The 14,926-nt window shown below is 67.1% G+C and carries 12 protein-coding genes and 1 pseudogene; 3 read left to right on the plus strand and 10 right to left on the minus strand.

Going from position 1 to position 14,926, the window contains the following annotated elements:
- Positions 1 to 6: 6 nt before the first annotated feature.
- The 8 genes and pseudogenes from A7G45_RS17410 to A7G45_RS17445 all read right to left on the minus strand — a co-directional run bounded on the left by A7G45_RS17410 (position 7) and on the right by A7G45_RS17445 (position 8,174).
- Positions 7 to 1,020, minus strand: coding sequence for a ferrochelatase (locus A7G45_RS17410; RefSeq protein ID WP_260938901.1), 1,014 nt, complete (start codon positions 1,018 to 1,020; stop codon positions 7 to 9).
- Between the two features lie 87 nt (positions 1,021 to 1,107).
- Positions 1,108 to 1,917: an NADH-dependent enoyl-ACP reductase InhA gene (gene inhA, locus A7G45_RS17415; RefSeq protein ID WP_043396384.1), complete on the minus strand. Its 810-nt coding sequence runs from the start codon at positions 1,915 to 1,917 to the stop codon at positions 1,108 to 1,110.
- A gap of 57 nt (positions 1,918 to 1,974) precedes the next feature.
- A complete protein-coding gene (fabG1, locus tag A7G45_RS17420; RefSeq protein ID WP_260938904.1) occupies positions 1,975 to 2,739 on the minus strand; it encodes a 3-oxoacyl-ACP reductase FabG1 in 765 nt (254 codons plus the stop codon).
- 86 nt (positions 2,740 to 2,825) lie between these two features.
- Positions 2,826 to 3,800: a DUF58 domain-containing protein gene (locus A7G45_RS17425; RefSeq protein WP_043987431.1), complete on the minus strand. Its 975-nt coding sequence runs from the start codon at positions 3,798 to 3,800 to the stop codon at positions 2,826 to 2,828.
- Complete coding sequence (gene moxR1, locus A7G45_RS17430; RefSeq protein WP_043396386.1) at positions 3,797 to 4,945, minus strand: chaperone MoxR1; 1,149 nt, start codon at positions 4,943 to 4,945, stop codon at positions 3,797 to 3,799. Before moxR1 ends, A7G45_RS17425 begins: the two co-directional genes overlap by 4 nt.
- A gap of 150 nt (positions 4,946 to 5,095) precedes the next feature.
- Positions 5,096 to 5,771 (minus strand): annotated as a pseudogene (gene ripB / locus A7G45_RS17435) (NlpC/P60 family peptidoglycan endopeptidase RipB).
- Between the two features lie 63 nt (positions 5,772 to 5,834).
- On the minus strand, positions 5,835 to 7,307 hold the full coding sequence (gene ripA / locus A7G45_RS17440; protein ID WP_377042078.1) for an NlpC/P60 family peptidoglycan endopeptidase RipA: 1,473 nt from the start codon (positions 7,305 to 7,307) through the stop codon (positions 5,835 to 5,837).
- Between the two features lie 237 nt (positions 7,308 to 7,544).
- Positions 7,545 to 8,174, minus strand: coding sequence for an Rv1476 family membrane protein (locus A7G45_RS17445; protein WP_260938911.1), 630 nt, complete (start codon positions 8,172 to 8,174; stop codon positions 7,545 to 7,547).
- Between the two features lie 161 nt (positions 8,175 to 8,335).
- Between A7G45_RS17445 and A7G45_RS17450 the strand changes: the two genes are divergently transcribed.
- A complete protein-coding gene (locus A7G45_RS17450; RefSeq protein ID WP_043987429.1) occupies positions 8,336 to 11,167 on the plus strand; it encodes an aconitate hydratase in 2,832 nt (943 codons plus the stop codon).
- A gap of 63 nt (positions 11,168 to 11,230) precedes the next feature.
- Complete coding sequence (locus tag A7G45_RS17455; protein ID WP_043396396.1) at positions 11,231 to 11,797, plus strand: TetR/AcrR family transcriptional regulator; 567 nt, start codon at positions 11,231 to 11,233, stop codon at positions 11,795 to 11,797.
- An 8-nt stretch (positions 11,798 to 11,805) separates the two neighbouring features.
- On the opposite strand, the gene speB is transcribed toward A7G45_RS17455, so the two are convergent.
- Positions 11,806 to 12,816 (minus strand): agmatinase, encoded by a 1,011-nt coding sequence (gene speB, locus A7G45_RS17460; protein ID WP_260938916.1) that lies wholly within the window; start codon positions 12,814 to 12,816, stop codon positions 11,806 to 11,808.
- An 88-nt stretch (positions 12,817 to 12,904) separates the two neighbouring features.
- On the opposite strand from speB, the gene A7G45_RS17465 reads away from it, so the two are divergent.
- A complete protein-coding gene (locus tag A7G45_RS17465; RefSeq protein WP_043987425.1) occupies positions 12,905 to 13,504 on the plus strand; it encodes a helix-turn-helix domain-containing protein in 600 nt (199 codons plus the stop codon).
- 8 nt (positions 13,505 to 13,512) lie between these two features.
- On the opposite strand, the gene A7G45_RS17470 is transcribed toward A7G45_RS17465, so the two are convergent.
- Entirely contained in the window at positions 13,513 to 14,916 is a 1,404-nt protein-coding gene (locus A7G45_RS17470; RefSeq protein WP_260938918.1) for a purine-cytosine permease family protein, read from the minus strand.
- Positions 14,917 to 14,926: the final 10 nt, after the last annotated feature.

Raw genomic sequence — 14,926 nt, forward strand, 5'->3', positions numbered from 1 at the left:
GACCCGTCAGTCGGCGAAGCAGTGCGGTGAGCAGGGTGCGCCGTCGACGCTGCAGCCGTAGCCGGGCACCGGGTCCGGACCGTCGACCCGCGCCGCCGCCGCGCCCGTGCGCAGTTCCTCGACCAGCGAGGCGGCCAACCGGGCGAACCGCGGGTCCGCGCCCGGAGTTGCAGTGCGCACCAACGTGATTCCAGCTTCGGCGGCGAGCTCGGCAAGCTCGTTGTCGAGGTCCCACACCACCTCGATGTGGTCGGCGACGAACCCGATGGGGCAGACGATGACGGCCTTGGTGCCGGCGGCCGCCAGCGCCGCCAAGTGATCGCCGATATCCGGTTCCAGCCAAGGGATTTGCGGCGGACCGGACCGGGACTGCCACACCTGGTCGTAGTCGTCGTACCCGGCGGCCGCGGCGACCAGCCGAGTGGCGTAGCCGACCTGCCGGCTGTACAGCCGCGGGCCGTACCGCTCGTCGGCGCCGACAGGAATGGAATGCGCGGTGAACACCAGCCGCGCGTCGTCACGTAGGTCAGCGGGCACCTGCGCGGCCGCTGCCCCGATGGCTTCGGAGAACATCTCGACGAACAGCGGGTGGTCGAAGTACTGGCGCAGCTTCACCAATTCCGGCGCCTGCGACCCGGCCGCGGCGCGGCCGCGCGCGATGTCCTCGACGTACTGCCGGCAGCTCGAGTACCCGCCCCACGCGGACGTCGTGAATACCGCCGCGCGACGAATCCCGTTGTCCCGCATGGCGGCCACCGTGTCTTCGATGTACGGATCCCAGTTGCGGTTGCCGAAGTACACCGGCAGCTCCGGCATTGCCGCCTCGAGCTGCGAGATCAACGCCCGGTTGATGCCGTTGATCGGCGACGCTCCCCCGAAATGCATGTAGTGCTCGGCGACGGCGTCCAGGCGCTCCGGCGGCACCCCACGTCCCCGCGTCACGTTCTCCAGGAACGGACGGACGTCGTCGGGACCGTCGGGCCCACCGAACGACAGCAGCAGCAGTGCGTCAAAGTCCACGTGTTTGGCCCCTCCTCAGACGCGAAACGGCGTTCCAGCAGGAGAGCACACCTGCCGGAACGCCGTTTCGGCGGAAAACAATTCAGCTCACATCAGCTGGGTGCTGGCGCCACCGTCGGCGTAGATGATCGACCCGGTGGTGGCGGGCAGCCATTCGGACAGCAGCGCACAGACGGTCTTGGCGACCGGCGTCGGGTCCTTCATGTTCCAGCCGATCGGTGCCCGCTGGTCCCAGCCCTCTTCGAGCAGCTGCATCTGCGCACCGGCCTCGTCGCCCAGCGCGCCACCGACGATGGCGCTCATGGCCAGGGTCCGAATGGGGCCTGCCGCAACGAGATTGGACCGCACGCCGAACTTGCCGGCCTCACGCGCGACGAACCGGTTGACCGACTCGAGGGCGCTCTTGGCGACCGTCATCCAGTTGTAGGCGGGCATGGCGCGGGTCGGGTCGAAGTCCATGCCGACGATGCCGCCGCCTTCGTTCATGATCGGCAGCAGCGCATTGGCCAGCGAGGCGTAGGAGTACGCCGAGATGTGGATGCCCTTGGCGATGTCCTCGTAGGGCGCGTCGAAGAACGGGTTGATGCCCATGCCGCTCTGCGGCATGAAGCCGATGGAGTGCACGACGCCGTCGAGCTTGTTGCCCTCGCCGATCACCTCGGTGACGCGCTCGCCGAGCGAGGCCAGGTGCTCGGTGTTCTGCACGTCGAGTTCCAGCAGCGGCGCCGGGTTCGGCAGCCGGTCGGCGATGCGCTGGATGAGCTTCATCCGGTCGAAGCCGGTGAGCACCAGCTCGGCACCCTGCTCCTGGGCGACCTTCGCGATGTGGAACGCGATGGACGAATCGGTGATGATCCCGGTGACCAGGATGCGCTTGCCTTCGAGCAAACCTGCCATTGTTCTGACTCCTTTAAGTTCTGCTAAGCCAAAGGGTTTTGAGTTGAGCCCGGTGGGTCAGTGACCCATGCCCATGCCGCCGTCGACCGGGATCACCGCACCGGCGATGTAGCCGGCATCCTCGGACGCCAGGAAGCTGACGGCACCGGCAACGTCCTCGGCGGTGCCGACGCGCTTGGCCGGGATGAACTCCAGCGCACCTTCCTGGATGCGCTCGTCCAGGGCACGCGTCATCTCGGTGTCGATGTACCCGGGGGCGACGACGTTGGCCGTGACGCCGGCCTTGGAGAGCTCACGGGAGATCGAGCGGGCCATGCCGATCAGGCCGGCCTTGGCGGCCGCGTAGTTGGCCTGGTTGCCGATGCCCCACATGCCCGAGACCGAGCCGATGTAGATGATGCGGCCGAAGCGCTTGCGCTGCATGCTGCGTGACGCGCGCTGGGTGACCCGGAACGCGCCGGTCAGGTTGGCGTTGATGACCTCGGTGAACCGCTCCTCGGTCATGCGCATCAGGAACGCGTCCTTGGAGATACCGGCGTTGGACACCAGCACCTCGACGGGGCCCTGGTGCTCCTCGACCTCTTTGAAAGCGCGGTCGACGGCCTCGGTATCGGTGACGTCACACACGACGCCGAACAGCCCCTCGGGGGCACCGGAACCGCGGTGGGTCACGGCAACCTTGTGGCCGTCGGCGGCCAGGCGCTGCGCGATGGCCAGGCCGATGCCCCGGTTACCACCGGTGACCAGCACGGAACGGGAAACGAAGGCCGGACGGCCGGGTGCGGACGTGGCGGCACCCTCGGTGGCAACAGTGTCACTCATGCTGGTCAACTTATCGTCTCGGCCTTTGTTCGCCGAAATCGGCGCGCTGCGGCGAGCCGCACATCGATCTGTGCGACCGTTGACAGCTACCGCGCCGCCATGGCGCCACGGCGGCGGCTCGCCACGAACCTCACGACGTCCGCGATCCAGTCCCGGTCGGTGCGCAGGGTCAGCAGCGGGGCGTCGCATCGGCGCAGGGTGCGGGCCACTTCGTCGCGGTGTGCCTGGGCGGCGCGGGCGAAGTCGTCCCGAAGTTGCTCGTCGATGGTGAATTCCTTGGTGATGCCGGACTCGGCGTCCTGCAGCACCACGTCCCCGATCGCGGGCAGCTCCACGTCGCGCGGGTCGATGACCTCGATGCCGAGGACCTCGTGCCGCCCGGCGATGGCCCGCAGCGGGCGCATCCAGTTGATGGGTCCCAGGAAGTCGCTGATGATCACCGCCATGCCGCGGCGGCGCTCGGGCCGTCGCAGCGCGTCGATGGCCACGGCCAGGTCACCGCGGACCCCGGCCGGAGCCTTGGGCGTGGTGGCGATGGCGCGCAGCAGCTCCTGCTCGTGCAGCCGGCCCGACAATGCGGGCACCCGGCGGATGGTGTCACCGTTCGAGATGACCGCACCGAGCCGGTTACCGCCACCGCTGTTGAGGAACGCGATGGAGGCCGCCGCGGCGACCGCCAGATCGCGCTTCTCGCAGCCCGCGGTGCCGAAGTCCAGGCTCGCCGACATGTCGACGACCAGCCAGGTCTCCAGCTCCCGGTCGGCGATCATCTGCCGCACGTGCGGATGCGTGGTGCGGGCCGTGACGGACCAGTCCATCCGGCGCACGTCGTCGCCGGGCTGGTAGAGCCGGGACTCCCCCGGCTCGGAGCCGGGGCCGGGGATCAGGCCCTGGTGGTCACCGTGCAGGACGCCGTCCAGCTTGCGCCGGACAGTGAGCTCGAGCTTGCGCAGCGCGGCCGACAGTTCGGGATCCCGAATCTGCCCGCGCTGCAACGAGGGCAGGTCGACGGAGCGGCCTGGCTGCGGCGAAGCCGGACGATCAGACCTGGGCTCGGTCACCGACCTGCGGCCCCAGCTACGCCGGCCATCACGGGCGGAACCGAATGTCCTTGTTGCGGAATGGCATTCACCTGCGGCAGCGCGACGGTCTGCAGGATGCGGTTGACGACGGTCTCGGCGGAGATCTCGTCGGCGAGCGCGTCGTAGGTGAGCACGAGGCGGTGCCGCAGCACGTCCGGGATGACCTCGACGACGTCCTGCGGGATGACGTAGTCGCGGCCGCGCACCAGCGCCAGCGCACGGGAGGCGCTGATGATGCCCAGCGAGGCACGCGGCGAGGCGCCGTACGCGATCCACGCCTTGGCGTCGGGCATGCCGAACTTCTCGGGCTCACGCGTGGCGGTGACGATGCGCACGACGTAGTCGACGAGGGCGTGGTGCACGAAGTTGTTGGCGGCCACGTCCTGCAGATGCAGCAGTTCCTCGGTGGTCAGGATCTGCTTGGGCTCCGGCGGCTTGACGCCCATCCGGTAGATGATCTCGCGCTCTTCCTCGGGCGATGGGTAGCCGACGTTGAGCTTGAACAGGAAGCGGTCGCGCTGCGCCTCGGGCAGCTGGTAGACGCCCTCCTGCTCGATGGGGTTCTGCGTCGCCATGACGAGGAACGGGCTGGGCAGCGGGAAGGTCTTGCCGCCGATGGAGATCTTGCGCTCGGCCATGACCTCCAGCAGCGCCGACTGCACCTTGGCAGGTGCACGGTTGATCTCGTCGGCGAGCAGGAAGTTGACCATCACTGGGCCGAGCTCGATGTCGAACTCTTCCTTGCCGACCCGGTAGATGCGGGTACCGACGATGTCGGTGGGCACCAGGTCGGGGGTGAACTGGATACGGGCGAACGAACCGCCGACCACCTTGGCGAAGGTCTCAACGGCCAGGGTCTTGGCGACACCCGGCACACCTTCGAGCAGCACGTGGCCCTTGGCCAGCAGGCCGACCAGCATGCGCTCGACCAACTGGTCCTGGCCGACGATGATGCGCTTGACCTCGAAGATGGCGCGCTCAAGGGTGTGCACCTCGGACTGCAACGCCCCGCTGCCAGGCTGCTGCGCGGTGGGTGCGGCGTGCGCCCCGGGCGGGTAGCCCTGTGTGGGGGCCGGGCCTGGGTAGCCTCCGGCGCCCTCCAGCGGCCCACTCGGTGACGTCATCTAGCTTCCTCCCACGTTTTGATTCGGCCGATTGCCCGGCGCAAAGTCGCTGGTCTAGCAGGTAGCCGCCAATATAGCGGCGAACCCGGAATCAACTATTCCAGGCGGCCCCGTATCCGTCGATGTTGCCACGGCGGACTCAGGTGATTATCAGGTCTCGATGATGCGGGACAGGTGTGGCGACATGCCGGCCGTCCGGACCGGGCTGACCGTCACCGTTCCCGCGCTACCGGAGGCCTCCAGCATCTTGCCGCCGCCGAGGTAGATCGTCACGTGCTGGCTGCCGCCCGGGCCGTAGAAGATGAGATCGCCGCGCTTGGCTTGCGACGGCGGGATGGCGCGGCCGGTGTCGTACTGGTCGCCCGAGTACTTGGGGATCTGGACGCCGACACCGGCATAGGCGTAGCGCGTGAACCCCGAACAGTCGTAGCCGATCTTGCCGGCGTCGTAGTCGACGCCGGGTCCGGGACCGGTCAAGGAAGGTACCGCCGCCCCACGAGTACGGGACGCCCATCTGGGAGCCGCCGCGCCGGATGACGTATTCGATGGCCTGCTTACCGCCGACGCGGCCGCCGGGCATCATCGTGGCGGTCCCGCCGCCACCGCCGCTCGGCTTGCCACCAAGGCCCAGCGCGGACAGGAAACTCTGGCCGAGGTTCTGGGTGGTCTGCAGGGCGAGCTGACTGGCCTGGAACGAGGCGTTGGCGATGGCCACCGGGTCACCGGGGGCGCCGGAGCTGGCTTTCATGGGCAACGTCGGGTCCCAGCCGCCGTCGGGTTCGGCGATCGCACTCGGCGCAGGGCCGAACGCGAACGCCAGCGCCAGTGCGCCGACGCCCGCGAGGACGTCTCTCCGGTGAAATTCCTTGCCCTGCAATGCAATACCCAATCAGTATTCGATGTAACGGATCACGTACGGCGTCATGCCGCTGGTGCGGACAGGCGAGACGTGCACGTCTGAGCCGGTGTACGGCGCTTCGAGCATCTGCCCGTTGCCGAGGTACAGGGTGACGTGCTGGCTGCCGCCCGGGCCGTAGAAGATGACGTCGCCGCGGCGGGCCTGCGAGGTCGGGATCTTGCGGCCCATCTCGTACTGGTTGCCGGAGTAGTGCGGCAGCTTGATGCCGACACCCGCGAAGGCGTACAGGATCAGGCCCGAGCAGTCGAAGCCGACGGTGCCGGCGCCCGAGTCGATGCCCTTGCCCGGGCCGGCCGCGGTGCCACCGCCCCAGGAGTACGGCACGCCGATCTGCGTCATGGCGCGCTTGATCACGTACTCCGAAGCCTGCTTGCCGTAGACGCGCGGGATGGCGCCATTGGTGTAGCCGCTCTTCGTGACCTCCGCGGGCACCAGGCCGAGCTTCTGCAGGAAACTGTGGCCCATCTGCTGAGTGACCTGGGCCGAAGTGGCGGTCATACCGAGCACGTTGTTGATGACGGCGATCGGGTCACCGGGAATGTTGGCGCTGGGCAGCTTCGGCAGGGTCGGGTCCCAGCCGCCGTCGTCCCACTTGCGGGGGCCGGCGGCTGCAGGGGCGCCGTCCCAGTTGGCGGCGTACCGACCGGGGTCGGCCGCGGGCACACCGGACGTGGCGGCGGGCCCGGTTGTCGTCCCGGTGGTCGTCCCGGTGGTCGTGGCCGCCCACTGCGTGCGCACCGCGTCGAGCTTGGCCTGGGCCGCATTCCGCTGGCTGACCAACTGATCGAGTTGGGTCTGCTGGTCGGCGAACGTGGTCCGGGCATCGGTCAGGGCTTTGACCGCGTCGTCCTGGCTGGTCTGCGCATCTTTGACGGCCTGGTCGGCCTTCTGCTTGGCCAGCCGGGCGGCGGATTCACGGTTGGCCAGTTCGGTCCGGGTGCGCTGCAGGTCGGCGATGGCCTCCTGCGAGCTGATGGTCAAGGCTTGACCGGTGGCGGCGGTGTTGATCATCTCGCCGGGATCGGTGGCGGTCAGGTACGAGGCGGACGGGCCGTTGATGTATGCCGCTTCGGCGTACTTGTCGAAGTGCGACTGGGCGGCGGCGATCGCGGCGTTGGCATCCTTGAGGCCACTCTGACTGGCGTCGATGTCCTGCTGGGCCGTCGCGGCGTTGTCGCGGGCGGTCTGCACGTCGGCGATGGCCTTGTTGACCGATTCCTGCCGGGTCTGGATGGACGCGCCGAGGTCCTGCAGTTTCTGGTTGGCGTTGGCCAAATCGGTGACCAGGGCGGCGATCTCGCTGCCGCCGGGTTGGGCCGAGGCGGTGCCGGAACCGAATACGGACGCGGTCATCACACCGAACACGAGCGATCCGGTGCCCACGCGGCAGCCCAGCCCGATGACAAAGGGGCGAATGCCGTGTCCCCTGACTCTGGGTCCCATTGACTCTGGTCTCCTATGGCTCCAGCGCGCTGGTGCCCGCGAAAGGCATATGCGGGCGCAATCCGTCGGTTCCGTTAGTCACAGAAATCAAAATTCATCACAACTGCAACACGCGGTACCAACTGCACCGTACGTCACAGGTTGCACAAATGAAACGTTAGTAACAAACCACATCGGTGTAATTGAAAAAGGTGTGACCGAATAGTGATATTCGAATTCGCGGCGCACCGCGCCCAGCTACTCCGAGGGGGTTGCGGCGGCAGGCGCCGGAGCGGCCGCGGCGGCCGATTTCCGGGCCCGGACCTGCAAGAACCGGGTACCGACGGCGGCCGCTACCACACCGAGGATGACGACCAGAGTGAACGAAGTCCACGGAAAAATCGGCGTTTCCAGCTGGCTCACAAAATTCTTCGACGACTGCACGACACTCGGCGTCTTCGCCAGATCCTGGCCCGCTTCCAAGTGCGACCGGTCATAGGTCGGACTGACCGAGCCGGCGAAGCCAGGGCTGAGCGTGAGCACCGTCGACTCGGGGTACACATGGCCGACGTCGGCGGCGATGTCCCGCAGCGGAGTGTCGATGCCGGGACTCGTCGGCAGCACGACGATCTTGAGGTCGATGCCCTTGGCATGGGCGTCGGCGACCACCTGCCGCAGCGCGGCGGCCTCCTTGGCGGCCTCGGCGGCCTGCTTTGCTTCCTGCGGCGTGGCCGGCGTCTTGGCGGGCGCGATGCCCGGCGCGCTGACCCCACCGTCACGCACCTGCGTGATCACCGTCGCCATGCAGACGTCGACGGGGGTCTTGGCCGGGTCCTGCCCGACCGTGGCACAGACGTCCGGCGGAATGAATGCCGCGAAAGTTGTCACGGGGCAAACGGTACTGGAATTTCCGCGAACTCCCTGACGGCACACCCACAACCCGACCAGACTGTAGCCACCCCCTGGGCGCTCATAGGACAAGCGTACTGTTAGGGTAGCAACGCGCCGCTGACACAGCCCGTCGCGGCGAGATCTAGCCGGGAGTTGATGTGAGCAGCAATTCATTTGGAGCCCGTGACACGCTCGTTGTCGGGGAAAACAGCTACGAGATTTTCCGCCTCGACGCGGTGCCGGGGACCGAGAAGCTTCCCTACAGCCTCAAGGTGCTTGCGGAGAACCTGCTGCGCACCGAAGACGGCGCAAACATCACCAAGGATCACATCCTGGCCCTGGCCAACTGGGATCCCTCGGCTGAGCCGAACACCGAAATCCAGTTCACCCCCGCCCGCGTGATCATGCAGGACTTCACCGGCGTGCCCTGCATCGTGGACCTGGCCACCATGCGCGAGGCCGTCACCACCCTGGGCGGCGACCCCAACAAGGTCAACCCGCTCTCCCCCGCCGACATGGTCATCGACCACTCGGTGATCCTCGATGTCTTCGGCCGCGCCGACGCCCTCGAGCGCAACGTCGACTTGGAGTACGAGCGCAACGGCGAGCGCTACCAGTTCCTGCGCTGGGGCCAGGGTGCGTTCGACGATTTCAAGGTCGTCCCCCCGGGCATGGGCATCGTGCACCAGGTCAACATCGAGTACCTGGCGCCCGTCGTGATGGTCCGTAACGGCCAGGCCTACCCCGACACCTGTGTGGGTACCGACAGCCACACCACCATGGAGAATGGCCTGGGCGTGCTGGGCTGGGGCGTCGGCGGCATCGAGGCCGAGGCCGCCATGCTGGGCCAGCCCGTCTCGATGCTGATCCCGCGCGTCGTCGGCTTCAAGCTGACCGGCGAGATCCAGCCCGGCGTGACCGCCACCGACGTGGTGCTGACCGTCACCGACATGCTGCGCAAGCACGGCGTCGTCGGCAAGTTCGTCGAGTTCTACGGCAAGGGCGTCGCCGAGGTGCCGCTCGCGAACCGCGCGACGCTGGGCAACATGAGCCCCGAATTCGGTTCCACCGCCGCGATCTTCCCGATCGACGGGGAGACCATCAACTACCTGCGCCTCACCGGCCGCACCGACGAGCAGCTCGCGCTGGTCGAGGCCTACGCCAAGGCCCAGGGCATGTGGCACGACGCCGATCGTGAGCCGGCCTTCTCCGAGTACATCGAGCTGGACCTGTCCACCGTGGTCCCGTCGATCGCCGGCCCGAAGCGCCCGCAGGACCGAATCCTGTTGTCGGAGAGCAAGATCGCGTTCCGCAAGGACATCCACAACTACACCAACGACGGCACCCCTGCTGCGCCCACTCCGCACACGCACCTCGATGAGGCCGTCGAAGAGTCGTTCCCGGCCAGCGACTCGGCCGCCCTGTCGTTCGCCGACGACGGTGCCGTCGACGTCCAGTCCGCCGCCAACGGCGCCGAAGGCCGCCCGAGCAAGCCGATCACCGTGACCGGCGAGCGGGGCACGTTCGTGCTCGACCACGGCGCGGTCGCGGTCGCGGGCATCACGTCCTGCACCAACACCTCGAACCCGTCGGTGATGCTCGGCGCGGCACTGCTCGCGCGCAACGCCGTCGAGAAGGGCCTCACCACCAAGCCCTGGGTGAAGACCAACATGGCCCCCGGCTCTCAGGTCGTCACCGACTACTACGAGAAGGCCGGCCTGTGGCCGTACCTCGAGAAGCTCGGCTACTACCTGGGCGGCTACGGCTGCACGACGTGCATCGGCAACACCGGCCCGCTGCCCGACGAGATCAGCAAGGCCATCAACGACAACGACCTCACCGTCACCGCGGTGCTGTCCGGTAACCGCAACTTCGAGGGACGCATCTCCCCCGACGTCAAGATGAACTACCTGGCCTCGCCGCCGCTGGTCATCGCGTACGGACTCGCCGGCACCATGGACTTCGACTTCGAGACGGATTCCCTGGGCAAGGACACCGAGGGCAACGACGTCTTCCTCAAGGACATCTGGCCGTCGGCGCAGGAGATCGACGACACCATCAAGTCGGCGATCAGCCAGGACATGTTCCGCAAGTCGTACTCGACGATCTTCGCCGGCGACGAGCGCTGGCAGAACCTGTCGACCCCCGAGGGCGACACGTTCGAGTGGGACGAGAACTCGACGTACGTGCGCAAGGCGCCGTACTTCGACGGCATGCAGATGGAGCCGGCACCCGTCACCGACATCTCGGGCGCCCGAGTGCTCGCCCTGCTGGGCGATTCGGTGACCACCGACCACATCAGCCCGGCCGGTCCGATCAAGCCGGGCACCCCGGCTGCGCAGTACCTGGATTCGCACGGCGTGGCCCGCAAGGACTACAACTCGCTGGGCAGCCGTCGCGGTAACCACGAGGTGATGATCCGCGGCACGTTCGCGAACATCCGCCTCCAGAACCGCGTGCTCGACGGCATCGGCCTCGAGGGCACGCAGGGCGGCTACACGCGCGACTTCACCCAGGAGGGCGGCCCGCAGTCGTTCATCTACGACGCGTCGCAGAACTACCAGGCGGCCGGCACTCCGCTGGTCGTGCTGGGCGGCAAGGAGTACGGCTCGGGTAGCTCGCGCGACTGGGCCGCCAAGGGCACCAGCCTGCTGGGCGTCAAGGCGGTCATCGTCGAATCGTTCGAGCGCATCCACCGCTCGAACCTGATCGGCATGGGCGTCGTCCCGCTGCAGTTCCCGGCGGGCGAGTCGTGGAAGTCCTTGGGCCTCGACGGCACCGAGACGTTCGACATCGCGGGCATCACCGAGCTGAACAACGGCAAGACCCCGAAGACCGTGCACGTCACGGCCACCAAGGAAAGCGGCGAAAAGGTCGAGTTCGACGCCGTGGTCCGCATCGACACGCCCGGTGAGGCCGACTACTACCGCAACGGCGGCATCCTGCAGTACGTGCTGCGGAACATGCTGCGGTCGGGTAGCGAGTCCTGATAGCTGGCTGACACGGTTGGGCGGCCTTTCGGGCCGCCCAACCGTTCACCAGTAGGAGCCCTCGTGCCCAAAGTTAGCGACGATCACCTCGCCGCCCGCCGAGCGCAAATCCTCGACGGGGCTCGACGCTGTTTCTCCGAGTTCGGGTACGAGGGTGCGACCGTGCGGCTGCTCGAAGAAGCCACCGCGATGTCGCGCGGCGCGATCTTCCATCATTTCCGCGACAAGGACGCGCTGTTCTTCGCGCTCGCCGAGGAAGACGGTGAGCGCATGGCGCAGACCGTCGAGAAGGACGGCCTCGTCCAGGTCATGCGCAACATGCTCGCCAAGCCGGACAACTACCAGTGGCTGGGCACCCGGCTGGAGATCGCCCGCCGGCTGCGCACCGACGCCGAGTTCCGCGCCGAATGGCAGCAGCGCTACGAGGAACTCAACCAGGCCACCATCGCTCGTCTGGAGCGCAAGAAGGCCGCCGGCACGCTCCGTGACGACGTGCCCACCGAAGTGCTGCACATCTATCTCGACCTGGTGCTCGACGGCCTCATCGCGCGGCTCGCCTCGGGTCAGACCGGCGAGGATCTGACCGCCGTCCTCGACATCGTCGAGGCGTCGGTGCGCCGCAAGCCCTAGCGGCTCTGTTAGCGGTTGGCGCTCATCACCGACAGCAGTTCATAGCCGACGTGTGCGGCCGCGATCCCCGTCAGCTCGGCATGGTCGTAGGCCGGTGAGACCTCGACGATATCGGCGCCGACGACGTTCAGACCGGTGAGCGAGCGCAGCGAGTGCAGCAGCTCGCGCGAGGTCAATCCCCCGGCTTCCGGCGTCCCGGTACCGGGCGCGTGCGCCGGGTCGAGCACGTCGATGTCGACGGAGACGTAAACCGGGGCACCATTTTTCCCGTCGCTTCGCTCGCCCTGGCCGGTCAGCCGCTTCACCATGCGCTCACGCACGCTGGCCAGACCGTCGACCTGGTAGTCGTCGGAGCGGATGACCTGGAAGCCCAGGATCGCGTCGTCCTCGAGGTCCTTCTTGCTGTACAGCGGACCGCGGATACCCATGTGCAGCGAGCGCTCCATATCGATGAGGCCCTCTTCGCTGGCCCGGCGGAACGGGGTGCCGTGCGTGTAGGCGGCACCGAAGTAGGTGTCCCAGGTGTCGAGGTGGGCGTCGAAATGCAGCACGGCGATGGGGCCGTGGTCGCGGTGCAGTGAGCGCAGGATCGGCAGCGCGATCGTGTGGTCCCCGCCCAGCGTCAGCACGGCGCTGCCGTCCTTGCGCAGCGCGGTCACCTCGGTGTCGATGGTCTCGATCGCCTCGTTGATGTTGAACGGGTTGACCCCGATGTCTCCGGCGTCGGCGACCTGTTGGTTGGCGAACGGCGACACGTCGAGCGCCTGGTTGTAGGGCCGCAGTAGCTTGGACGCCGCCCGGATGTGGCCGGGGCCGAAGCGCGCGCCCGGGCGGTAGGAAACCCCGGAGTCGAACGGGACGCCGAGGATCGTGACGTCGGGTGACGACACCTGGTCCAGGCGCGGCACCCGCGCGAAGGTGGCCGGTTCGGCGTAGCGCGGGAAACGGCTGGCATCGACCTGGCCGATGATCTCGCGGCCGTCGGGCGCGGTGGTCGTGATGTACCGGTCGAAGCTCATCGGTTCTCCAAAGTCGTGGCGTGTGGCTTGGGTCTCATTGTTTCCGGCAGTAGAATCATTGTCAACCTTTGTTTCCTAGGAGGAAATTGTGGGCGGTTCACCGGCAACGCAACTATCGATCGCCGCACGCTTGAAGGCTGCCCGCAGCGCCAAGCGGATGACCCTCGATGAACTCGCCGCCGCCAGTGGCGTCACCAAGGGCTATCTGTCGAAGGTCGAACGCGGCCAGTCCAACGCGTCCGTCGCCGCGCTCATCCGCATCTGCGAAGCACTCGAATTGCAGGTCGGTTCCCTGTTCGACGAAACGCCCGTCGGCGAGGTGGTCCGCGCCGGGGAGTACCCGCCCATCGAGTTCGGCGGAACAAAGATGAACGAGTTCCAACTGACGCCGAGCAACGAGCGCCGCTTCCAGGTCCTGATGAGCGATATCGAGCCTGGCGGCGGCAGCGGGACCGACACCTACTCCCTGCCCGCCGAGGTCGAGTTCGCCATGGTCATCGAGGGCCGGCTCCACATCGATTTCATCGAGGGCAACGGCAGCCGCATCACGCTCAACCAGGGCGACGCACTGACCTTCGATGCGGATCGTCCCCATGCCTTCCACGCCGATGCGCAGTCCGGCGCGAAGGTGCTGTGGGTGCTGACCCCGGCCCTGGCGCATCGGCGCCTGGCCGAGGCAGCTGAGTAGCCCCGCCGCTAGGCGGCACTCAACTCTTCGCGGCTGCGGTCGGCCGCGGCATGCTCGCCACCGAGATCGACACCGCGGGTCAGGACGTAGTACGCCAGGCCGGACACCGCCAGCCCGACGATGAACGAGATATCCACTCCCCCAAGCAGTTTGGCGATCGGCCCTTCGTAGAAGTGCAATGCCACGAACGGCACCATCGACACCATGCCGAGGATGTACGCCGTCAGTCCCTGCCAGGACCAGCGGCCATAGATCCCGTCCGGCCGGAAGATGTCGACGATCGAATAGTGCCCGCGCCGAACGAAATAGAAGTCGACGAGGTTGACCGCGGTCCACGGGATCAGGAAGTACAGCATCAGCAGCACGAAGGTGTTGAACGACTCGAGGTAGCCCTCGGGCAGCGACAGCGCGACGACGAACGCGATGAACGACGTGACCGCGATGCCGATCACCCGCAGCCGAATGGTGGGCGTGATCGGCCGGAAGGCGTCGAAGGCACTCATGCTGGTCAGGCTGGCGCCGTAGGCGTTGACCGACATGATGGTCACCAGCGCCACCGACGACACCACGACGGTGAAAGTGCCGAAGCCGGGTAGCAATTGGTTGCCGACGGTCCGGATCGAGGCGATGGCGTCCGGGGTCGGCAGCGCTGACGCCAGGATGGCGCCGAACGACATCAGCCACACCGACGAGCCGGCGGCCCCAAGATAGGTCCACCAGATGACGTGCTTGGCCGAGGTGTTCTCGGGCAGGTACCGCGAGTAGTCGGACACGTAGACCGCGTACGAAATCTGATAGCCGGCTGCCGCGGCGAACTGCATCAGGAACACCGTCAGCGAGAACTTGCCGCCGTCGGGGATGGCGGCGTTCAGGTGCAATGTCGACAACGCGTACACGGTCAGCACACCGAACACGATGATCAGCAGGTACGTCAGCCAGCGCTGCACGACCATCATCAGGTCGAAGCCCACGACGGCGATGACGATCGCGGCCACCATCAGTCCGAGGTACCAGACCCAGTTCGGGCCAGGGAAGACCGTCTTGAAGCCCGATGTCGCGAGGATCGTGTTGAAGACGTTGAAGCCGATGTAGACGAAGATGACGGCGATGAAGGGAACGAGGGCGCCGCGCGAACCGAACTGGGCGCGCGACTGAATCATCTGTGGCAAGCCCATGGTCGGGCCCTGGTTGGCGTGGAAGCACATGAAGAGCGTCCCGAAGCAAGCGCCCGCGACCGCGGCCAGTACCGACCACCCCGCGGACAAGCCGTTGGCCGGCCCGAGGAAGCCCGTGACCATCGTGGTCAACACGAAGTTCCCGGTGAACCAGAACGGCGCCTGGTGATGCACCTTGCCCTTGCGTTCCCGGGTCGGAATCCAGTCGATGGACCGCGTCTCGATTGCACCTGCCATGCCATCCCCT

The organism is Mycolicibacterium llatzerense, assembly GCF_025331195.1.
In the GTDB taxonomy this organism is placed as follows: Bacteria; Actinomycetota; Actinomycetes; order Mycobacteriales; family Mycobacteriaceae; genus Mycobacterium; species Mycobacterium llatzerense.

What these genes read in the sequence shown, in the direction of transcription:
- inhA (WP_043396384.1), bottom strand. Translation starts at nt 1,917, where the DNA reads ATGGCAGGTTTGCTCGAAGGCAAGCGCATCCTGGTCACCGGGATCATC.
- fabG1 (WP_260938904.1), bottom strand. Translation starts at nt 2,739, where the DNA reads ATGAGTGACACTGTTGCCACCGAGGGTGCCGCCACGTCCGCACCCGGC.
- ripA (WP_377042078.1), bottom strand. Translation starts at nt 7,307, where the DNA reads ATGGGACCCAGAGTCAGGGGACACGGCATTCGCCCCTTTGTCATCGGG.
- speB (WP_260938916.1), bottom strand. Translation starts at nt 12,816, where the DNA reads ATGAGCTTCGACCGGTACATCACGACCACCGCGCCCGACGGCCGCGAG.
- A7G45_RS17470 (WP_260938918.1), bottom strand. Translation starts at nt 14,916, where the DNA reads ATGGCAGGTGCAATCGAGACGCGGTCCATCGACTGGATTCCGACCCGG.
- moxR1 (WP_043396386.1), bottom strand. Translation starts at nt 4,945, where the DNA reads ATGACGTCACCGAGTGGGCCGCTGGAGGGCGCCGGAGGCTACCCAGGC.